This is a genomic window from Pseudomonas sp. 1121_17 (assembly GCF_052850745.1).
This window is the reverse complement of record NZ_VXCX01000013.1, coordinates 93,495-114,312: the sequence shown is the minus strand read 5'-3', so window position 1 is coordinate 114,312 and position 20,818 is coordinate 93,495. Positions and strand designations below refer to the sequence as shown.

Below are 20,818 nucleotides of genomic sequence, written 5' to 3'. Positions count from 1 at the left end.
CGTGGCAGGTCACGTTATCAGTTGAACAACCCGTAGAAGAATAGACGAATGCTATCCCACATACGGCGCAAGATACCACCTTCCTCAACGCCGTCGAGGGCGATCAGGTCGGCGCTGTGAACCACTTTCTCGTCAAGTTTGACTTCGACTTTACCGATCACGTCACCTTTGGCGATGGGCGCGGTCAGCTGTGGGTTCATGGTCATCGAGGCGGCCAGGCGCTTCAATTGGCCTTTAGGCATGGTCATGGTCAGGTCGTTGGCCAGACCGGCCTTGACCTGGTTGGTCGCGCCTTTCCATACCGGCGCCTGAGTCAGCTCGGTGCCCTTCTGGTAGAAGGTCTGGGTTTCGAAGAAGCGGAAGCCATAGGTCAGCAGCTTTTGCGTTTCGGCGGCACGCGATTGCTCGCTGTTGGTACCGAACACCACGGCGATCAGGCGCTGGCCATCACGGACTGCGGAGGCGACCATGCAGTAGCCGGCTTCGTCGGTGTGGCCGGTTTTCAGGCCATCGACGGTCTTGTCACGCCACAGCAGCAGGTTGCGGTTGGGCTGCTTGATGTTGTTCCAGAAGAATTCTTTCTGCGAGTAGATCGCATAGTGAGCCGGGTCTTCGTTGATGATCGCGCGAGCCAGCAGGGCCATGTCGTGGGCCGACGAGTAATGCTCGGGGTGCGGCAGACCGGTCGGGTTCATGAAGTGGCTGTTGCTCATGCCCAGATCGGCAGCAGTCTTGTTCATCATGTCGGCGAAGGCATCTTCGCTGCCGGCGATGTGTTCGGACAGAGCGACCGAGGCATCGTTGCCCGACTGGATGATGATGCCGTGCAGCAGGTCGCTGACGGTGACCTGGCTGCCAACCTTGATGAACATCCGTGAACCGCCGGTACGCCAGGCGTTTTCACTGACGGTAACCGGGTCGTTCTCGCCGATCTGGCCACGACGAATATCGAGGGTGGCGATGTAGGCGGTCATCAGCTTGGTCAGGCTGGCTGGCGGCAGGCGCTCGTCACCGTTGTTTTCGACCAGCACGTTGCCGCTGGACGCGTCCATGAGTACGTAGGACTTGGCTGCCAGCTGTGGTGGGGCTGGCATCATCTGCTCTGCTGCAAAGGCAGCAGGGGTGATCATCAGCAGGACAGGCAGGCAAAGTCGTTTGGCAAGGTTGGTGATGTTCATCCGTCTCTCGAAAATCGCTAATGGTCTGATGTTCCGTGGGCTCGAAGCCCAACGCCCAGTCAGTCTAGTTATGTGAGCTGCGTGGCAGCCCAGGAGCCTGGCGCAGGGCCTGGCGGGGCAAAAACGGCCATTGTACATGGCCGCGCCGGGCAATTCATGACAAAACGGACAGCCCGGCGCCCACTTCAGGCCGCAGCGGGCGCCGTGAGTTCCGCGTTCAGTCGGTGACCAGCTTGGCCTGGCCGAGATTGGCCAAACGCACGCTGTCTTGAGTCTGCTGCACTTCACCCTGGCTGCTCATCGGCCCCAGGCGCACGCGGTGCAGGGTCTGCTGGTTACGCACGATCGAGCTGATGAACACCGGCGCGCTGACCATGGTGCTCAGTTTCGAGCGCAGCAGCTCGGCGGCATCCGGGTTGGCGAAGGCGCCGACCTGGAGGAACATGCCGCCGCTGTCTCTCGGCACGCTGTTGCTGGCGATCTGCACCGGCACCACGGCAGCGGCATGCTGCTGCGCTGGCGGTGTCCACTGCTCGACCTTGCCGGTGCTGGCGGGCAGCGGCTGCGTCTGCGCGACCTGCGGCTCTTTCAGCACCAACGGCGCCTGCTGGCCGCGTTGGGCCCACCACTGCTGCGGGTCGATGCCTTCAACGCGCACCCGCGCGGTGCCGGTTTCGGCGTAACCGAGTTTCTTGGCGGCAGCGTACGACAGGTCGATGATCCGGTCCGAATAGAACGGGCCGCGGTCGTTGACCCGCAGGATCACGCTGCGCTGGTTGTCGAGGTTGGTCACCTTGACGTAGGCCGGCAACGGCAGGGTCTTGTGCGCCGCGCTCATGCCGTACAGGTCATAGACCTCGCCGTTGGCGGTGTTCTGACCGTGGAACTTGGTGCCGTACCACGAGGCAGTACCCTCGGCACGGTAGTTGCGCGATTCCTGGATCGGGTAATAAGTCTTGCCCAGCACCGTGTACGGGTTGGCCTTGTAGTTGCCGGTGTGCACGGTCGGGGTGGCGTCGGGGATCTTGTTGACGTCGACATCCCACCACGGCGCGCCGTCTTTATGCGCGCGGTTGATGTCCAGGCCCGGCTGCGAGCGGATGACGTTGCCACCCGCACCGCTGCTCTTGGGTGCAGGCCGGCTCGATGAGCAGCTGACCAGGACCGCACTGACGGCGATGCAGGTCAGCAGTTTGAAGGAATGAGTAGTAAACAATCCGCGCATTACTTGACGCCCCGTGCAATGACCAGCTGTTGCGAAAGCTGATGCACGGCCATGGCGTACATCACACTGCGGTTGTAACGCGTGATCGCATAAAAGTTCTTCTGGCCCATCCAGTATTCAGGGCCGTTGTCGCCTTCCAGTTTGAAGGCGGTGACCGGCAGATCATCGCGCAGCGCATCATTGCTCGACCAGCCCAATGCGCGCAATTCGGCGACGGTCTTGACCGGCTCGATGCCGCTGGTCAGCCCTTCGTCGGCACGCTCGCCGCGCACCTGAGCGCGGCTGACTACGCCCTCCCCGGCAACCCAGCCGTGGCGCTTGAAGTAGCTGGCGACACTGCCGATGGCGTCATCCGGGTTGTTCCAGATATTGATATGGCCGTCACCGTCGAAGTCCACTGCGTAGGCGCGAAAGCTGCTCGGCATAAATTGCGGCAGGCCCATGGCGCCGGCATACGAGCCTTTCAGGGTCAGCGGGTCGAGCTGTTCTTCACGGGCCAGCAGCAGGTACTCGCGCAGCTCCTTGCGGAAGAATTCAGCCCGCGGCGGGTAGTCGAAACCCAGCGTCGACAGGGCATCGATCACCCGGTAGTTGCCGGTGTTGCGACCAAAGAAGGTTTCCACGCCAATGATCGCCACGATCACCTGGGCCGGTACGCCGTATTCCTGCTCGGCACGCGCCAGGGTTGCCTCGTGCTGGCGCCAGAAGTCGACACCGCGGGCGATGCGCGCCTCGGTGAGGAACATCGGCCGGTATTCTTTCCACGGCTTGACCCGCTCTGCCGGACGCGAAATCGCGTCAAGAATCGACTGCTTGCGCTGCACCTCGCGGAACACGCCCATCAGCTGTTCGCCGGCAAAGCCGTGGTCGCGGGTCATCTCGCCGACAAACTCGGCCACCTGCGGCGAGCCGTCGTAGTCGCCGGCACTGGCCTGCTGGACTGCGCCGAGCAGGCCCATTGCGCCGATCCACGGCGCCCAACGGGCCGCCCAGCTACGCACTGCTTGCATGAAATTGTTCACCTTATTCAAACTTGCGCGATCCATTTGCGGTGGGTGTGGATCGACATCAGAACGCCAAACGCTGACAGCAGCGTCACCAACGAAGTTCCGCCATAGCTAATGAAGGGCAGCGGCACCCCCACCACCGGGAGCAAGCCACTGACCATACCAATATTGACGAACACATAAACAAAGAAGGTCATCGTCAGGCTGCCCGCGAGCAGCTTGCCGAACAGGGTCTGCGCCTGCGCGGTGATGACCAGGCCGCGGCCGATCAACAGCAGATAAACGATCAGCAGCATGCAGATGCCGACCAGGCCGAATTCCTCGCCGAGCACGGCGATGATGAAGTCGGTGTGGCTCTCCGGCAAAAAGTCCAGGTGCGACTGCGTACCGAGCAACCAGCCCTTGCCGAATACCCCGCCAGAGCCGATCGCGGCCTTGGACTGGATGATGTTCCAGCCGGTGCCGAGCGGGTCGCTCTCAGGATCGAGGAAGGTCAGCACACGCTGCTTCTGGTAGTCGTGCATGACAAAGAACCACATCGCCACCGCCACCGGCACTGCCGCGGCGATAACACTGATGATCCAGCGCCAGCGCAGGCCACCCATGAACAGCACGAACGCGCCGGAAGCCAGAATCAGCAGCGCAGTACCCAGGTCCGGCTGGCGCACGATAAGAATGAACGGCACGCCGATCAGCACCAGGCTGATCGCCACATGCTTGAGATCAGGCGGCAAGGTGCGCTTGGACAGGTACCAGGCCAGGGTTGCCGGCATGATGATCTTCATGAATTCCGAAGGCTGGAAGCGGATCACCCCGGGGATGTTGATCCAGCGCGTGGCGCCCATGGCGTTGTGACCCATGACGTCGACCACCACCAGCAGCAACACCCCGGTCAGGTACGCCAGCGGCACCCAGCGGGCCATGAAGCGTGGCTCGAGCTGGGCAATGATGAACATCGAGACCAGGCCGATGCCGAACGAGGTCGCCTGCTTGCTCAGCAGGTCCCAGTTCTTGCCGCTGGCCGAATACAGCACGAACAGGCTGCCGGCGGCGAGGGTCAGCAGAATGATCAGCAGTGGGCCGTCGATGTGGATGCGCTGAAGAAAGCTCGCACGCCGACGCATGACGTCTTCACTGGAGAGCATGCGATCAAAATTGTTAATCACTGGGCCTTTTCCTGAGCGACGGTGGCGGGAGCGAACTCGGTTTTCAACTGGCCGTTGGCGTCGAGCAGCCAGGCGTCCATGATCTGGCGCATCACCGGCGCCGCCACGCGGCCACCAGCCTCGCCGTTCTCGATCATCACCGAGACGACAATCTTCGGATCGTCAGCCGGGGCGAAACCGACGAACAGGGCGTGGTCACGGTGACGCTCCTGGACTTTGTTGCGGTCATACTTCTCGCCCTGCTTGATCGCGACCACCTGAGCAGTACCGCTCTTGCCGGCGATGCGGTACTGCGCGCCGGTGGCAGCCGCGCGGGCGGTGCCGCGGGCGTTGTGCATCACCTGCTCCATGCCGTGGGTGACCTTGGCCCAATCGGACGGGTCACGCAGGACGATGTCCTCGATCGGGTTTTCGTCGACCGGCGGCTGGCCCTCGATGGTCTTGGCCAGATGCGGGCGGAACCACTTGCCCTTGCTGGCGATCAGCGCGGTAGCCTGGGCCATCTGCAACGGCGTGGTCTGCATGTAGCCCTGGCCGATGCCGAGGATCAGCGTTTCGCCCGGGAACCACGCCTGGCGGCGGGTGGCGCGCTTCCACTGACGGGTCGGCATCAACCCGGAGGACTCCTCGAACATGTCCAGCGACACGCGCTGGCCGAGGCCGAACTTGTTCATGTAGGTCGACAGGCGATCGATGCCCATCTTGTGCGCAAGATCGTAGAAGTAGGTGTCGTTGGAACGCATGATCGCCAGGTCAAGATCAACCCAGCCGTCACCGGTGCGGTTCCAGTTCCGATATTTGTGGTCGTAGTTGGGCAACTGGTAATAGCCCGGGTCGAACACCCGGCTGCCGGCCGTCACTACACCGCTGTCGAGGCCGGCGATGGCCACTGCGGGCTTGATCGTCGAACCTGGTGGATACAGCCCGCGCAGGACCCGGTTGAACAGCGGCCGGTCGATCGAATCGCGCAGGTCGGCGTAGGCCTGAAAGCCAATGCCGGTGACGAACAGGTTGGGGTCGAAGCTTGGCTGGCTGACCATCGCCAGTACCTCACCCGAGCGCGGGTCAAGCGCCACGATCGCGCCACGCCGCCCACCCAGAGCCAACTCGGCGGCTTCCTGCAGCTTGATGTCCAGGCCCAGCACGATGTCCTTGCCGGGGATCGGGTCGGTCCGCTTGAGCACGCGCAACACGCGGCCGCGGGCGTTGGTCTCGACCTCCTCGTAACCGACCTGACCGTGCAGGGCATCTTCATAGAAGCGCTCGACGCCGGTCTTGCCGATATGGTGGGTACCGCTGTAGTTGACCGGATCAAGGGTCTTCAGCTCTTTCTCGTTGATCCGCCCGACATAACCGACCGAGTGGGCAAAGTGCGCACCCTGCGGGTAATGCCTGACCAGCTGCGCGGCCACTTCCACGCCCGGCAAACGGAACTGGTTGACCGCGATCCGGGCGATCTGGTCTTCGCTGAGCTCGAACAGGATCGGCACGGGCTCGAATGGCCGCCGGCCCTGCTTCATGCGCTTCTCGAACAGGGCACGGTCGTCCGCTGTGAGCCCCAGCACCTCGACGATGGCGTCCAGCACCTCTGGCCATTTGCCGGCGCGTTCGCGGGTCATGGTCAGGCTGAAGCTGGGCCGGTTGTCGGCGATGATCACCCCGTTGCGGTCGAAGATCAGCCCGCGGGTCGGCGGGATCGGCTGCACATGCACCCGGTTGTTCTCCGACAGCGTCGAGTGATAGTCGTACTGGATGACCTGCAGGTAGTACAGCCGAGCAATCAGCACGCACACCAACAACATGATCGCCACAGCGCCGACCACGACGCGGTTGCGCACCAGACGGGCGTCTTTCTCGTGGTCTTTGAGGCGGATCGGCTGCGACATCGGGCGGGCTTACAGGCTCATTTGTGGTAGGGATGCCCGGACAACACGGTCCAGGCGCGGTAGATCTGTTCGCCGATCAGTATCCTTACCAACGGGTGCGGCAAGGTCAGCGGCGACAGCGACCAGCGCTGTTCGCTGCGCGCACACACCTCAGGCGCCAGGCCTTCCGGCCCACCCACCATCAAATTCACCGTCCGCGCATCCAGGCGCCAGCGATCCAGCTCGACCGCCAACTGCTCGGTGCTCCACGGTTTGCCGTGGACTTCGAGGGTGACGATGCGTTCGCCGGGCTGAACCTTGGCCAGCATGGCCTCCCCCTCCTGACGGATCAGGCGAGCCACGTCGGCGTTCTTGCCCCGGGTGTTCAGCGGGATTTCCACCAGCTCGAGCGGCAACTCAGCAGGGAGGCGCTTGGCATATTCATGCCAGCCTTCCTCGACCCACTTGGGCATGCGCGAGCCGACCGCGATCAATCGCAGACGCACGGCGCTTCCTTATTGCTTGTTGAGCTTGTCGAAGTACTCGTTGGCGCCGTTCTCGGAGCTGTGGTGCTTGCCATCGGCAGCACGGCTCTGCTCTGCACCCATCCACAGGCGCTCGAGGTCGTAGAACTGACGCGCAGCGGCGGTCATCATGTGCACGATGACGTCGTTCAGGTCGAGCAGCACCCAATCGCTTTCGCCTTTGCCTTCTTCGCCCAGCGGCATGACGCCCTTGGCTTTGACCAGCTCGCGAACCTTGTCCAGCATCGCGTTGATCTGGCGATTGGAGGTACCGGTAGCGATGATCATGTAGTCGGTCAGGCTGTGCTTGTCACGCACGTCGATCACCTGGATATCCAGGGCCTTGACCTCTCCCAGCGCTTCCTTGGCCACTTCGACCAGTTCTTCGGCAGTGATGTCGTTTTGCTTCTTCATAGTTACTCGTTCAACTCGTTTTGAATGAGGCGCCCCAACGGCGCCCTCAGTTGGACCCACGATACAGATCGTGCGCCTCTATGTAGGCCAGTACTGCATCCGGCACCAGAAACCGTACCGACTTGCCGCTGGCCAGCAGCTGTCGGATTTGCGTGGCCGACACCGCAAGCGGGGTCTGCCAGACGAACGAAATGTGACCCGCCGGGCCGGACATGGCAGTGGGATCGCTTTGCGAGCGCGCAGCCAGCAGATTGCGCAGCTCGTCTGGTGGTTCGACATCCGCATCCGGGCGTTGCAGCACCAGGATGTGGCAATGTTGGAGCAATTCTTCCCAGCGGTGCCAGCCCGGCAGGCCGCAGAACGCGTCCCAGCCCAGAACCAGAAACAACTGGTCATCGCCGCCCAGCTCGGCCCGGATCGATTCCAGGCTGTCGATGGTATACGACGGTTTGTCACGGCCCAGCTCGCGCGCATCGACGCTCAGGCACTCAACCCCGCTGACCGCGCTCTGCACCATCGCCAGCCGCGCCTGAGCGTCTACTTGTGGCGTGTCGCGGTGCGGCGGGCGGGCGTTGGGCAGCAGGCGCAGCTCGTCCAGGCCCATCAGCTCGGTCACCTCCAGCGCACTGCGCAGGTGGCCGATATGAACCGGGTCGAAGGTACCGCCGAAAATGCCGACGCGCCGCACTGCAGGGGCCTGATTCAACTCAGCTCGGCTCCTGGCCGCGCAGCTGGCCATCGCCAATCACTACGTATTTTTCGCAGGTCAGGCCTTCGAGGCCGACCGGACCGCGCGCATGCAGCTTGTCGGTTGAAATACCGATCTCGGCACCCAGGCCATACTCGAAGCCGTCGGCAAAGCAGGTCGGGGTGTTGAGCATGACCGACGCCGAGTCGACCTCGGCGATGAAGCGCCGGGCCTGACCCTGGTGTTCGGTAATGATCGAGTCGGTGTGGTGCGAGCCGTAGTGATTGATGTGCTCGATGGCCTGCTCGAGGCCATCGACCACGCGAATCGACAGGATCGCGTCGAGGTATTCGGTGTGCCAGTCGTCTTCGCTGGCAGGTGCTGCCTGGATGATCGCCCGGGTACGCTCACAGCCGCGCAGCTCGACGCCGTGTTCCTGGAAGCGCAGGGCCATTTCCGGCAGGAAGTCTGCAGCAATGGCCTGGTCGACCAGCAAGGTCTCCATGGCGCCGCAGATACCGTAGCGGTAAGTCTTGGCGTTGAAAGCAACGCGCCAGCCCTTGTCGAGGTCGGCGTGCGCGTCGATGTACACATGGCAGATGCCATCGAGGTGCTTGATCACCGGCACGCGGGCATCGCGGCTGATCCGCTCGATCAGGCCACGGCCGCCACGCGGGACGATCACGTCGACGAACTCGGGCATGCTGATCAGTGCACCGACCGCTTCACGGTCGGTGGTTTCCACAACCTGCACCACTGCCGCTGGCAAACCTGCGGCAGCCAGGCCGCGCTGGATGCAGGTGGCAATCGCGCGATTGGAATGAATCGCCTCGGAGCCGCCACGCAGAATGGTCGCGTTACCCGACTTCAGGCACAGGCTGGCAGCATCGATGGTCACGTTCGGCCGCGACTCGTAGATGATCCCGATCACGCCCAGCGGCACGCGCATCTTGCCGACCTGAATGCCCGACGGGCGGTAGCTCATGTCACGCACGGCGCCTACTGGATCGGGCAGGCTGGCCACCTGGCGCAGGCCGGTGATCATGCCGTCGATACGTGCAGGAGTCAGCGCCAAACGATCGAGCAGCGCCGCTTCCAGACCATTGCTGCGGCCATTGGCGAGGTCCTGCTCATTGGCGGCAGTGAGCTCGGCGCGGGCGGCGTCCAGCGCATCGGCAGCAGCCTGCAAGGCACGGTTCTTCTGTGCGGTGCTGGCGCGGGCGATCACGCGCGAGGCCTGGCGGGCAGCGCGACCCAGGCGGGTCATGTAGTCAAGAACGGACTCAGTCATGGGCTCGGTGTCTTGGCGAAAGGGGAAATCGGCTGATTATAACTGGCGGGCACCAGTACGCCCAGCGGCGGGTGGCGGATGGTAGAAGATGACGCGGTTAATAGACAGGAAAGATGTAACCTGGCTTGACCAAAATGCTACGTGCGAGGCCTGAAAGCCCCGTGGTTGCTGGGCGCCAGCGGTTCGCGCCGGCAAGCAGCCATCTGCAGCAGCGTTCAGCCTCGATTAAGCGATTAATTGCTATGATCGCGCCACTCAATCACGAACAGCCAGCATGCCAGACCCAACCCCCTGCCCGGCCCGCGCCCTGCCAGACAGCTTTTTCGACCGTGATGCCCAAACCTTGGCCAAGGCGCTGCTGGGCAAAGTCATTCGCCACCGTCAGGGCGACCTGTGGCTGGCTGCGCGGATCATCGAAACCGAAGCCTATTACCTGACCGACAAGGGCAGCCACGCCTCGCTGGGCTATACCGAAAAGCGCAAGGCTCTGTTTCTCGACGGCGGGCACATCTATATGTACTACGCCCGCGGCGGCGACTCGCTGAACTTCAGCGCCCACGGCCCGGGCAATGCGGTACTGATCAAGTCAGCCTACCCGTTCACCGACGCGCTCTCGGACGCCAACAGCCTGGCCCGGATGCAATTGAACAACCCCGATGCCAGCGGCCAGCTGCGCCCGCCCGAGCGCCTTTGTGCCGGGCAGACCCTGCTCTGTCGCGCACTGGGCCTGAAGGTGCCGCAGTGGGACGGCCAGCGCTTCGATCCGCAGGCGCTGTATGTCGAGGACTGTGCGCTGGCAGTGCCGCAGATCATCCAGTGTGCTCGTCTGGGAATCCCCCATGGCCGCGACGAGCACCTGCCGTACCGCTTCGTCGATGCCCAATTCGCCCGTTTTTGCACACGGAACCCGCTGCGTCGGGGCCAAGTCGAAGGCCGGGACTACTCAACTCTCGTACAAGGAAGCTGACCCATGGGCCAATGGCTCGACAGCCTGACCGGCTGGCTCAGCGCCAATCCACAATGGCTTGGCGTGGCAATCTTCGTGGTGGCCTGTGTCGAATGCCTGGCGATTGCCGGGATCATCGTGCCGGGCACGGTATTACTGTTTGCCGTCGCCGTGCTGGCCGGCAGTGGCGCATTCACCCTGGGCGAAACGCTGCTGCTGGGCTTTGCCGGCGGTCTGCTCGGGGACGCCATGTCCTATGCCATCGGCAAGTATTTCCACCAGAACATCCGGCGTTTGCCGCTGATCCGTCATCACCCGGAGTGGATCGGCCGCGCCGAGACCTACTTCCAGCGCTATGGCATCGCCAGCCTGCTGGTCGGGCGCTTTATCGGCCCGTTGCGGCCGATGCTGCCGATGGTCGCTGGCATGTTCGACATGCCGTTGCCGCGCTTCATTGCGGTGAGCCTGGTGGCCGGCGCGGGCTGGTCGGTGGCTTATCTGCTGCCTGGCTGGGCGACCGGCGCGGCGATGCGTTTGCCGCTGCCGGAAGGCTTCTGGCTGGATGCAGGGATCATCGCCGGCACCTTGGCCGTGTTGATCGGCCTGAGCCTGAGCAGCAGCATTCGCGACCAGCGCCACGGGACCCGGCTGATCGCCGGGATGAGTTTTCTGGCGCTGGCCGGGGTGTTTCTCGGCTGGCCGTTCCTGCATGAGTTCGATCAGGGCGTGATGACCATGGTGCAGGAGCACCGCAGCCAGGCGTTCGACGGCATCGTGGTGATCGTCACTCGCCTGGGCGACTTCCGCACTCAGCTGTTCCTTGGCGGCTTGCTGACCGGCCTGCTGTTGCTGGCCCGGCAATGGCGCCATGCGGTGTTCGCCGGCAGCGCCCTGATGGGCACCGCGATTGCCAATGGCACACTGAAATGGCTGTTTGCCCGAGCTCGACCAGAAGTGCTCAGCGACCCGCTGACCACTTACAGCATGCCCAGCGGGCACAGTTCGGCCTCGTTTGCGTTCTTTCTGGTGATGGCAGTACTGGCCGGTCGCGGGCAACCGCCGCGGATGCGCCTGACCTGGATCATGCTCGGCTGTATCCCGGCGCTGTCGATTGCCCTGTCGCGAGTCTACCTGGGCGCGCACTGGCCGACCGATATCCTTGCCGGGGCCCTGCTGGCCTGCTGTATCTGCGCCCTCAGCCTGACCCTGGTGCAGTGGCGCCAGCCTTTGACGGCGCTACCGCTGCGGGTATGGTGGCTGATCCTCCCGGCGTGCGTGGCATTGCTGGCGTTTTTTGCCCTGTACGCCCTGCCCCACGCACTGCTGCGCTATCAGTACTGAGTGTGAAGGAGCGCCTGGCCAGGCGCTCCTGATCAGGCAAACAGCTCGCCTTGCATGCGCTCGAGCAGCGATTGAATCGCGGCCAGGCGCTGCTGCGGCGAGTCGATCGCCAGCAGTTCGAGCTTGTCTTCTTCGATAAACGGCAGCAGGTAGGCCAACTGGTTGGCCAACGCCTGGCGCCCCTCGGCGCGCGGCATGTCCAGCGCCGCGACCATTGGATGCTCACCCAGGGCCAGCAGCAGCGCCACCAGGTCATCATCTTCCTCGCTCAACGCGCTGTCGGCGTTGTCGGCCAGCCAGTTCACCTCGGCCAGGAGCAGTTGGTCCTTCTGCACGTTGGTCTGGCCGACTTCGAAGCGGCGCACGCCCTCGACGCGAATCCCGAGCAGGCCGTTGTCCTGCTGTTCGAAGTCGCGGATCAGCGCTTCGCAGCCAATCGGCGCAACGCCCATTGGCGCCTTGCCGACCTGCTCGCCCTCGAGGATGCACACCACGCCAAAGCCAGCGCCCTGCTTCATGCAGCGGCCGATCATGTCCAGGTACCGCGCCTCGAAGATCTGCAGATCGAGCATGCACCCGGGAAACAGCACGGTGTTGAGCGGAAACAGCGGTAGCGTCATGTTCAATCCTCAAGCCACCAGGCTAACCGCCAACGGCAGGAATACCGCCGTGGCCACACCCATCAAACTCATCGCCAGCGCCGCAAAGGCGCCGCATTCGTCACTTTCCTGCAGGGCCACCGAGGTGCCTACCGCATGTGCGGTAATCCCCAACGACATCCCCCGCGCCTCAGCGCTGTGCACGCCACAGCGGCTGAGCAGCGCCGGGCCGAAAATCGCCCCGATCACCCCGGTGATCAACACGAACACCGCCGCTAGCGCGGCCACGCCGCCGATCTGCTCGGCCACCAGCATGGCAATCGGCGAGGTCACCGACTTGGGCGCCATGGTCATCAGGATCATGTGCTCGGCACCAAACCACCAACCCAGCAGCACACAGGCACCGGTGGCGAACACCCCTCCGATTACCAGCGTAGTAAAGGTAGGCCAGAACAACTGGCGAATCCGCCGCAGGTTCAGATACAGCGGCACCGCCAGCGCGACCGTGGCCGGGCCGAGCAGGATATTCATGATCTCGGTGCTCTTGCGGTACTCGCTGTAATCGATGCCGCACAGCAGCAGGATAGTGATCACCACCACCATCGAGACCAGCACCGGCTGTAAAAAGATCCAGCGGGTCTTCTCGAAGGCCGCCAGCACCAACTGGTAAGCACCCAGGGTGATGCCGATGCCAAACAGCGGATGGTGCACTACGGCATCCAGTGCGCCTTGCCAATCGAGGATCATGGGTGCTCCTCCGGCTTGCTCTGGCGCTGGATCAGCTTCTGCATCAAGACGCCGACGAATACCAGGGTCAGCAGGCAAGACAGCACCAGCGCGCCGACGATGGCCCAGAAGTCAGCAGCAATGTCTTTGGCATAGACCATCACCCCAACCGCAGGCGGCACCAGCAGCAACGGCAGGTAACGCAACAGGCTGGAGGCCGCTTCGTTCAACGGTTTGCCGACTTCGCCGCGGGCGATGAGAAATACCAGCAGCAGCAACAGGCCGATGATCGGCCCAGGCAGAATCGGCACCAGCAGGTGATTGAGTGCCGTACCCAGCAACTGAAACAACACCAGCCAGGTCAATCCACGCAACAGCATAAGCTTCTCCTTGGGGCATGGCGGCCATTATAAACACGCGTGGCCGGGCGCGTGGCCAGCACATGGTTGCTTGACCGCGCGCTGCCAACATGATGATCTTGCACGCGCGTACCACTTGAGCAGACACGACAACCTGGAGAGTCACGATGCCCTATGTACCTGTTGCAGCGCTTTCGCAGTACGTTGGTAAGGAACTGGGACGTTCCGCCTGGCTGACCATCGATCAGCAACGCATCAACCTGTTCGCCGAAGCCACTGGCGATTTCCAGTTCATCCACGTCGACCCGGAACAAGCCAGCAAGACTCCGTTCGGCAGCACCATCGCCCATGGCTTTCTGACCCTGTCGCTGATCCCCAAGCTGATGGAAGACATCCTCGTGCTGCCCGAGGGCATGAAGATGATCGTCAACTATGGCCTGGACAGCGTGCGCTTTATCCAGCCAGTCAAGGTCGACAGCAATGTCCGTCTCAAGGTCGAGCTGAAGGAGGCGACCGAGAAAAAGCCTGGCCAGTGGCTGCTGAAGATCCTCGCTACCCTGGAAATCGAAGGCGAAGACAAGCCGGCCTATATCGCCGAGCCGTTGACCCTGTGTTTCGTCTGAGCCGCTGACGGGGCTGCCACGCGGCCCTGCGATTGCTGGCGGGGCACTGTCTCAGCTCACGCATTGTGCGGCATACTCGGCACATCTATCGCCGAGATCCGCCATGCGTGCACTGCTGCCCCTCGCCCTCACCGTTCTGCTCGCTGCCTGTGGCGACGGCGAACCACTGTCGCCGCCAGACGCCCGCCTGCCTGACGGTGGCCGCTACCGTGGCCAGGTGGTCAATGGCCTGCTGCAGGGCGAGGGCCGCATCGACTACCCCAATGGCAGTTGGTACGCCGGCACCTTCGACAATGGCCAGTGGCACGGCCAGGGCGAATGGCATGGCAGCAACGGCGAGGTCTACCGCGGCCAGTTCGCCAGCGGCCTGTTCGAGGGCCTGGGCGAGCTGACCACGCCCGGCAGCCATTATTCAGGTACCTTCAAGCATGGCCGGCGCGACGGTGAAGGCACCCTCAAGCAGAACGATCAGGTCTACCGTGGCCAGTTCAAGGACGACCAGTACCACGGCGCCGGCGAGCTCAAACTCACTGACGGCAGCCAGTATCAGGGCCTGTTTGCCAAGGGCCAGCCGAACGGCGCCGGGGTGCGCAGCGATGCCAGCGGCAATCAGTTCAGTGGCTACTTCGTCGATGGCCAGCTGCAAGGCAGCGGCACCTACGACAGCGCCGATGGCGAGCAATACATCGGCGAGTTCAAGGACAACCGCCTGCAAGGCCGCGGCCGCTTCGAAAACGCCGACGGCGACGTCTGGATCGGTGAGTTCAGCGATGGCTCGCTTGACGGCCAGGGCGAGCTGCTGGGCAGCGATGGCAGCCGCTACAAGGGCGGCTTTCGCAACTGGCGGTTCTCGGGCGAAGGCCGCCTGCAGCTGGCGGACGGCAGCCAGTACATCGGCGGTTTTGCCGACGACGCCTACCAGGGCCATGGCCGCCTGATCCAGGCCGACGGCCGCATCGAGGGCGGCTATTGGGTCAAGGGCGTGCGTGTGCGCGACGAACAGAGCAAGCTGTTGCCCGACCCGCTCGACCTGGCCCTGCTCAATCAGGGCAAGCTGCTCAAGGACGCGCTGACCCAGGTGCCGCCATCCAAGGCGCCGATCCAGCTGTACAGCCTGGTGCTGGCCGGCGATGGCCAGCAAAGCGTATTCATGCGTGAAGCCGACTATGTCAGCAACATGCTCAAGGTGCGCTTTGGTGCCAGCGGCCAGATCACCCTGGTCAACCACCGCGATCACCTGGCCGATCGGCCGATGGCCACCCGCCAGAACCTCACCCGCGCCGCCTCCACCCTGGCTGAGCGCAGCGGCCCGGAAGACCTGATCTTCATCTACCTGACCAGCCACGGCAGCGCCGACCACCAGCTGGTGCTCGACCAGCCGCGCCTGCAATTGGCCGATCTCTCCGCCGATGAGCTGGCCAGCGCCCTCGCGCCGCTCAAAGACCGCGACAAGGTGGTGGTGATCTCGGCCTGCTACTCCGGCGGTTATATCCCGCCGCTGAAGGATGAGCGGACCCTGATCATGACCGCCGCGCGCCCGGACCGGGTGTCGTTCGGCTGTTCGGAAGAGGCCGACTTCACCTATTTCGGCGACGCCCTGTTCGCTGAAGCCCTGAACCAGACCGACGATTTGAAACAGGCGTTTGAACTGGCGCGCGCCAGCGTTGCCGAACGGGAACGTAGGGAAGGTTTCGAGGCCTCTGAACCGCAGCTGTGGGCGCCGCCCGCAGTACTGGCACACTGGCAACGGCTGCGCCAGCAGCAGGCCGAAGAAGCCTTGCGCAATGAAGCTCAGACAGCCGTACCGCCGCAGGCAAAACCACCTGCCAAGCGCTAAGCTGTGTGTAACAAGGGAGAGACATCATGTACTTGACGCCTCAGCATGTCCTGATCGCCGGCGCTACTGGCCTGACAGGTGAACACCTGCTTGACCGGCTGCTCAATGAACCCACCATCAGCCGCGTGCTGGCGCCGACGCGCCGGCCGCTGGCAGAGCACCCACACCTGGAAAACCCGGTCGGCGACCCTGCGGTGTTTTTGCCGCAATTGGGCGGCCGGGTCGATATCGCCTTCTGCTGCCTGGGCACTACCATCAAGCAGGCGGGCTCGGAGTCGGCGTTTCGCGCTGTCGATCTGGACATGGTGGTGGCCTTCAGCAAACGTGCGCGGGAAATGGGTGCACGCCATCTGCTGGTGGTCAGCGCCATTGGTGCAGATCCGAAGTCGTCGGTGTTCTACAACCGGGTCAAGGGCGAAATGGAGGAGGCGCTGAAAGCACAGGACTGGCCCCAGCTGACCATTGTGCGGCCATCGCTGTTGCTCGGTGAGCGGATTGAACCGCGCCTCGCCGAGCGCCTGGCCGCGCCGATTGCCCGGCTGCTGCCTGGCAAGTACGGCGGCATCGAGGCGTGCACCCTGGCCCGGGCACTGTGGCGCCTGGCGCTGGAAGAAGAAGACGGTATCCGCGTGATCGAGTCGGACGAACTGCGCAAACTGGGTAAAAACTAAGCAGTGGCGGGGGCCGCCTTGCGGCCCCAAAATAAGCAGTTCAACTTTGATTGACCGGCACGAGAGACTACCTCGGCAATCTCACAGCCCACCTGATGCATTGAAGCCCACGCCCAGCGCAGTCAGCAACGACAGCGGCAGCAACAGGGTATCGAGCAGCGCGCTGCCGGGCAGGTCCAGCGCTGGATAAGCCGGTGGTTGTGCACCAAAGCGATCCGCCGGGCAGCAGCCCCCATTGATCACATACCAATCCAGACGGGCGCCGGCGTATACCACCGGCGCCCCAGGTTTGTTCGCATCCAGCGTACGCACGGTGGCGCAGCCGCCCAGCGAAGTAGCGATCAGCAAGGCCAGCAGAGCCCGCCTCAATCATCCACTCCGTAGTGATGCTCGCCCCAGCGCGGCAGCATGTCCTGAGGGATGTTCAGCAGGTTGAGAATCCGCGCGACGACAAAGTCGACCAGATCATCGATGGTCTGCGGCTGATGGTAGAACCCAGGCGCTGCAGGCAGAATCACCGCGCCCATCTGCGACAGCTTGAGCATGTTCTCCAGGTGAATGGTCGAGAACGGCGCCTCACGCGGCACCAGAATCAGCTGGCGGCGCTCCTTCAAAGTGACGTCGGCGGCACGCTCGATCAGGTTGTTGCAGGCACCTGTGGCAATCGCCGACAAGCTCCCGGTCGAGCACGGCACCACGACCATGGCCGCAGGCGCGCCGGAGCCTGACGCCACGGGAGACATCCAGTCTTCCTTGCCGTAGACACGAATCTGCCCTGCGGCAGCGCCGGTGTATTCGGTTAGGAAGGTCTGCATCGCCTGCGCCTTGGGCGGCAGTTGCACATCGGTCTCGGTGGCCATTACCAGTTGCGCGGCCTTCGAGATCAAAAAGTGCACCTCGCGGTCTTCCCGTACCAGGCAATCGAGCAGACGCAGGCCGTATTGCGCGCCGGAGGCGCCGGTCATGGCCAGGGTAATGCGCTGCGGGCCGTTCACTTCAAGGCCTCGGCCAGCTTGCCGTGCAGGCCGCCGAAGCCGCCGTTGCTCATGATCACCACATGGGTACCGGGGCGCGCCTGGCCCTTGACCCGCTCGATGATAGCCTCGAGGCTGTCGGCGACAATCGCCGGCACCTTGCACTGCGCGGCAGTCGCGGCGAGATCCCAACCGAGGTTGGCCGGGGCGTACCAGATCACCTGGTCGGCATCGTTGACGCTCTCGGGCAGGCCGTCGCGGTGCGCGCCGAGCTTCATCGAATTGGAACGGGGTTCGATCACGGCAATCACCGGCGCCTCACCGACCTGCTTGCGCAGGCCGTCGAGGGTGGTGGCAATTGCGGTCGGGTGATGAGCGAAGTCATCGTAGATGGTCACGCCCTGTACTTCAGCAACCTTTTCCATGCGCCGTTTGACGCTCTTGAAGGCATTCAGTCCGTCGATGGCCATCGCTGGGACGACGCCGACATGACGCGCCGCAGCCAGCGTCGCGAGGGCATTGGCAACGTTGTGCTGGCCAGTCATTGGCCAATTGACGGTGCCCTGCACCACGCCTTCGAACAGCACTTCAAACTGCGAGCCGTCGGCGCTGAGCAGGCGCGCTTGCCACTGCCCGCCAGCACCGGTGGTCTGCACCGGCGTCCAGCAGCCCATACCGATCACCCGCTCCAGGGCTTGCTCGGTGGTCGGATGAATGATCAGCCCTTCACTCGGAATGGTCCGAACCAGATGATGGAACTGACGCTCGATGGCGGCCAGGTCGGGGAAGATATCAGCGTGATCGAACTCAAGGTTGTTGAGGATCGCGGTACGCGGGTGGTAATGGACGAACTTCGAGCGCTTGTCGAAGAAGGCGCTGTCGTATTCGTCGGCTTCGATCACGAAGAACGGCGTATCGCCGAGACGCGCCGACACCGAGAAGTTCTGCGGCACGCCACCAATGAGGAAGCCCGGGCTCATGCCCGCATGCTCCAGCACCCAGGCGAGCATGCTGCTGGTGGTGGTCTTGCCATGGGTGCCGGCGACAGCCAGGACCCAGCGCCCTTGCAGCACATGATCGGCCAGCCACTGCGGGCCGGAAACATACGGCAGGCCTTTGTTCAGCACATATTCGACTGCCGGGTTGCCACGCGACATGGCGTTGCCGATCACCACCAGATCAGGGGCTGGCTCCAGCTGCGCCGGGTCATAGCCCTGGATCAGCTCGATGCCCTGGGCTTCGAGCTGGGTGCTCATCGGCGGATAGACATTGGCATCGGAGCCGGTGACCCGATGGCCGAGCTCTTTCGCCAGCACGGCCAGGGAGCCCATGAAAGTACCGCAAATACCGAGAATATGAATGTGCATGATCGACCTCGCAAAACGTCGAGGCAGGGTAGCCCAGGGCGCGCCAATTCGCACCCGCTGATTCAGCTTCAACTGACTCGGGTGATGCCGTGTTTGCGCAGTTTGCGATACAGGGTGTTGCGACTGATGCCCAGGTGGCTGGCGACATGGGTCAGGTGCCAGCGCAGTTGTTCAAGGGTGGCCAACAGTGCTTCGCGCTCGGCATCGGCCAACGGCGCGGCCACGCTGGCATTAGCCGTTGCCGGAGCGGTGCGGGTGATGATCGCCGGCAGGTCAGTCAGACCGATGCGCCGATCGTCACACAGCGCCACCAGCGTACGCAGCACGTTGCGCAGCTGGCGCACGTTACCGGGCCAGGCGAAGGCCAGCAGCGCCTCGCGCGCCGCAGGCTCCAGCTCGAGCGGCTGGCCATCGGCCTCCTGCCCCAGGATGAAGTCGAGCAACTGGCCCTTGTCGCTGCGCTCGCGTACTGCTGGCAAGGGCACTTCGAGGCCATTGAGGCGGTAGTAGAGGTCTTCGCGGAAACTGCCCTGCTCGACCCGCTCGAGCAGATCGCGGTGAGTGGCGCTGATGATGCGCACATCTACGGCCTGCGCCTCGCCGCCGATGGGCACTACCTGGCGTTCTTCCAGCACGCGCAGCAGGCGCGTCTGCAAGGCCAGCGGCATGTCACCGATCTCGTCCAGCAGCAAGGTGCCGCCATCCGCCTGGAGCAGCTTGCCGCGCATGCCTTCCTTGCGCGCGCCGGTAAAGCTGCCGCCGCGATAACCGAATAGCTCGCTCTCGATCAGGCTCTCGGGGATCGACGCGCAGTTGATCGCCACAAACGGCTTGTGCCGGCGCTGGCTGGCCTGGTGCACCGCCTGGGCAAAAGCCTCCTTACCGCAGCCGGTTTCACCACGCAGCAGCAATGGCACATCGCGCTCGAACACACGCAGGGCGCGGCCAAAGTCGGTTTGCAGGGCCGGGTCGAGCAGGCAGATCTGCGCTGCTGGCGTCACCACCGGCAAGGGCTGCGCGACGGGCACGGCCCAGGCCGCTACCGGTGCCTGCCCGCGCAGGCTGGCATAGACCTGACGACCATCGCGGGTGTGCAGGGGCCAGGCGGTACTGCCCTGCGGCGTCGCGCGGCCGAGCAACTCGTCGAGGTTGCAGGCAAAGAACATGTCGATCGGTTTGCCCAGCACGCTACTGCGAATGCTGCCCAGCAGGTTCAGCGCGCTCTGGTTGGCCGCGCTGATTCGGCCATCGCCATCAAAGGCAAGCAAGCCTTCACTGAACAGCCCGACCGACTCTGCCTGCAGGTGAAAACGTAGCAGCCATTGGTGCTGGTAGTGGCGCAGGAAGTAGCAACTCTCGATCATCTTCGCCGACAGGTTGACCAGCGCCATGGTGTGGAACTGGCTCTGACGCGACACGTCGGCCCGCGCCGAGGACACGTCGAGCACCGCCAGCAGTTCGCCGTGCGGGTCGAACACAGGGCTCGCCGAGCAGGTCAGGCCGGTGTGGCGGCCACGAAAGTGTTCGTTCTGATGAATGGTCAGCGCCTGGCGCTCGACCAGGCAGGTGCCGATGCCGTTGGTGCCCTCGCTGGCTTCGCTCCAGTCCGCCCCCAGCCACAGCCCGGCGCGCTCGAAGATGCGCCGCTCGGTGGGCGCCGTGACGCAGTTGAGGATCACCCCGTGGGCATCGGTGAGCAGCACCGCATGGCCGGCGCCAGAGAGCTGCTGGTGCAGGCTGTTCATCTCGCCGTCGGCAATGTGCAGCACTTGGCGCAGGCGCTCGCGGGTCTCCAGCAGGCGCCCATGCTCAAGCACCACTGGCGCCTGGCTGCGCGCAGGATCAAGGTGGTAGTCCTCCAGGCAACGCAGCCACGAGCGGGCAATGGAAGGGTCGCTGCCCGGGCCGTTGCCTTCGCCGCGGGCGGCGGTCAGGACCTGCTGGGCATGCTGGCTGAACGTGGTGTTCTGCATTTGTTGTTGGACTCCGCAGATACAGTCTGTGGCCAGCATCCTCC

Annotated in this window: 21 protein-coding genes; 5 read left to right on the top strand and 16 right to left on the bottom strand. The window is 63.7% G+C overall.

Features of this window, described 5'->3' with window-relative positions; genetic code table 11:
• Positions 1-17 precede the first annotated feature (17 nt).
• The 9 genes from FW789_RS21005 to FW789_RS20965 all read right to left on the bottom strand — a co-directional run bounded on the left by FW789_RS21005 (position 18) and on the right by FW789_RS20965 (position 9,358).
• Positions 18-1,178: a D-alanyl-D-alanine carboxypeptidase family protein gene (locus FW789_RS21005; protein WP_101322263.1), complete on the bottom strand. Its 1,161-nt coding sequence runs from the start codon at positions 1,176-1,178 to the stop codon at positions 18-20.
• A 217-nt stretch (positions 1,179-1,395) separates the two neighbouring features.
• Positions 1,396-2,403, bottom strand: a complete 1,008-nt coding sequence (locus FW789_RS21000; protein ID WP_186701549.1) for a septal ring lytic transglycosylase RlpA family protein — start codon at positions 2,401-2,403, stop codon at positions 1,396-1,398.
• Positions 2,403-3,413, bottom strand: coding sequence for a lytic murein transglycosylase B (gene mltB, locus FW789_RS20995; RefSeq protein WP_103438657.1), 1,011 nt, complete (start codon positions 3,411-3,413; stop codon positions 2,403-2,405). The genes FW789_RS21000 and mltB overlap by 1 nt, the downstream gene beginning before the upstream one ends.
• 17 nt (positions 3,414-3,430) lie before the next feature.
• Positions 3,431-4,534, bottom strand: a complete 1,104-nt coding sequence (gene rodA / locus FW789_RS20990) for a rod shape-determining protein RodA (RefSeq protein WP_178080848.1) — start codon at positions 4,532-4,534, stop codon at positions 3,431-3,433.
• A 38-nt stretch (positions 4,535-4,572) separates the two neighbouring features.
• Positions 4,573-6,462 (bottom strand): penicillin-binding protein 2, encoded by a 1,890-nt coding sequence (mrdA, locus tag FW789_RS20985; protein ID WP_103435112.1) that lies wholly within the window; start codon positions 6,460-6,462, stop codon positions 4,573-4,575.
• A gap of 17 nt (positions 6,463-6,479) precedes the next feature.
• Positions 6,480-6,947: a 23S rRNA (pseudouridine(1915)-N(3))-methyltransferase RlmH gene (rlmH, locus tag FW789_RS20980; RefSeq protein WP_101322267.1), complete on the bottom strand. Its 468-nt coding sequence runs from the start codon at positions 6,945-6,947 to the stop codon at positions 6,480-6,482.
• A gap of 9 nt (positions 6,948-6,956) precedes the next feature.
• Positions 6,957-7,379, bottom strand: coding sequence for a ribosome silencing factor (gene rsfS, locus FW789_RS20975; protein WP_101322268.1), 423 nt, complete (start codon positions 7,377-7,379; stop codon positions 6,957-6,959).
• Positions 7,380-7,425: 46 nt separating this feature from the next.
• The gene (gene nadD / locus FW789_RS20970) at positions 7,426-8,118 is read right to left on the bottom strand and encodes a nicotinate-nucleotide adenylyltransferase (RefSeq protein WP_103435114.1); all 693 of its coding nucleotides are present in this window, start codon (positions 8,116-8,118) and stop codon (positions 7,426-7,428) included.
• Positions 8,087-9,358 (bottom strand): glutamate-5-semialdehyde dehydrogenase, encoded by a 1,272-nt coding sequence (locus FW789_RS20965; RefSeq protein WP_186701548.1) that lies wholly within the window; start codon positions 9,356-9,358, stop codon positions 8,087-8,089. The genes nadD and FW789_RS20965 overlap by 32 nt, the downstream gene beginning before the upstream one ends.
• A gap of 274 nt (positions 9,359-9,632) precedes the next feature.
• Between FW789_RS20965 and FW789_RS20960 the strand changes: the two genes are divergently transcribed.
• A complete protein-coding gene (locus tag FW789_RS20960) occupies positions 9,633-10,325 on the top strand; it encodes a DNA-3-methyladenine glycosylase (protein ID WP_186701547.1) in 693 nt (230 codons plus the stop codon).
• Between the two features lie 3 nt (positions 10,326-10,328).
• Positions 10,329-11,645 carry a bifunctional DedA family/phosphatase PAP2 family protein gene (locus FW789_RS20955; protein ID WP_103435116.1) on the top strand — a complete coding sequence of 439 codons (1,317 nt, stop codon included), beginning with the start codon at positions 10,329-10,331 and terminating at the stop codon, positions 11,643-11,645.
• A 32-nt stretch (positions 11,646-11,677) separates the two neighbouring features.
• Here FW789_RS20955 and FW789_RS20950 read toward each other — a convergent pair whose 3' ends face one another.
• The 3 genes from FW789_RS20950 to FW789_RS20940 are packed head-to-tail and all read right to left on the bottom strand — an operon-like array spanning position 11,678 to position 13,350.
• The gene (locus tag FW789_RS20950; protein ID WP_103435117.1) at positions 11,678-12,265 is read right to left on the bottom strand and encodes an LON peptidase substrate-binding domain-containing protein; all 588 of its coding nucleotides are present in this window, start codon (positions 12,263-12,265) and stop codon (positions 11,678-11,680) included.
• Positions 12,266-12,274: 9 nt separating this feature from the next.
• Positions 12,275-12,991, bottom strand: coding sequence for an LrgB family protein (locus FW789_RS20945; RefSeq protein WP_101322274.1), 717 nt, complete (start codon positions 12,989-12,991; stop codon positions 12,275-12,277).
• A complete protein-coding gene (locus FW789_RS20940; protein WP_101322275.1) occupies positions 12,988-13,350 on the bottom strand; it encodes a CidA/LrgA family protein in 363 nt (120 codons plus the stop codon). Before FW789_RS20940 ends, FW789_RS20945 begins: the two co-directional genes overlap by 4 nt.
• A gap of 146 nt (positions 13,351-13,496) precedes the next feature.
• On the opposite strand from FW789_RS20940, the gene FW789_RS20935 reads away from it, so the two are divergent.
• From FW789_RS20935 to FW789_RS20925, 3 genes are all read left to right on the top strand, one after another.
• Positions 13,497-13,952, top strand: a complete 456-nt coding sequence (locus FW789_RS20935; protein WP_101322276.1) for a MaoC family dehydratase — start codon at positions 13,497-13,499, stop codon at positions 13,950-13,952.
• A gap of 103 nt (positions 13,953-14,055) precedes the next feature.
• Entirely contained in the window at positions 14,056-15,789 is a 1,734-nt protein-coding gene (locus tag FW789_RS20930) for a C13 family peptidase (protein WP_446431970.1), read from the top strand.
• 26 nt (positions 15,790-15,815) lie between these two features.
• Positions 15,816-16,460 carry an oxidoreductase gene (locus tag FW789_RS20925; protein WP_101322278.1) on the top strand — a complete coding sequence of 215 codons (645 nt, stop codon included), beginning with the start codon at positions 15,816-15,818 and terminating at the stop codon, positions 16,458-16,460.
• Between the two features lie 81 nt (positions 16,461-16,541).
• On the opposite strand, the gene FW789_RS20920 is transcribed toward FW789_RS20925, so the two are convergent.
• The 4 genes from FW789_RS20920 to FW789_RS20905 all read right to left on the bottom strand — a co-directional run bounded on the left by FW789_RS20920 (position 16,542) and on the right by FW789_RS20905 (position 20,774).
• A complete protein-coding gene (locus tag FW789_RS20920) occupies positions 16,542-16,829 on the bottom strand; it encodes a YceK/YidQ family lipoprotein (protein WP_103435119.1) in 288 nt (95 codons plus the stop codon).
• A complete protein-coding gene (gene ubiX, locus FW789_RS20915) occupies positions 16,826-17,455 on the bottom strand; it encodes a flavin prenyltransferase UbiX (protein WP_101322280.1) in 630 nt (209 codons plus the stop codon). Before ubiX ends, FW789_RS20920 begins: the two co-directional genes overlap by 4 nt.
• A complete protein-coding gene (gene mpl / locus FW789_RS20910; protein WP_446431969.1) occupies positions 17,452-18,801 on the bottom strand; it encodes a UDP-N-acetylmuramate:L-alanyl-gamma-D-glutamyl-meso-diaminopimelate ligase in 1,350 nt (449 codons plus the stop codon). Before mpl ends, ubiX begins: the two co-directional genes overlap by 4 nt.
• 68 nt (positions 18,802-18,869) lie before the next feature.
• Entirely contained in the window at positions 18,870-20,774 is a 1,905-nt protein-coding gene (locus tag FW789_RS20905) for a sigma-54-dependent Fis family transcriptional regulator (protein ID WP_340612385.1), read from the bottom strand.
• Between the last annotated feature and the right edge of the window lie 44 nt (positions 20,775-20,818).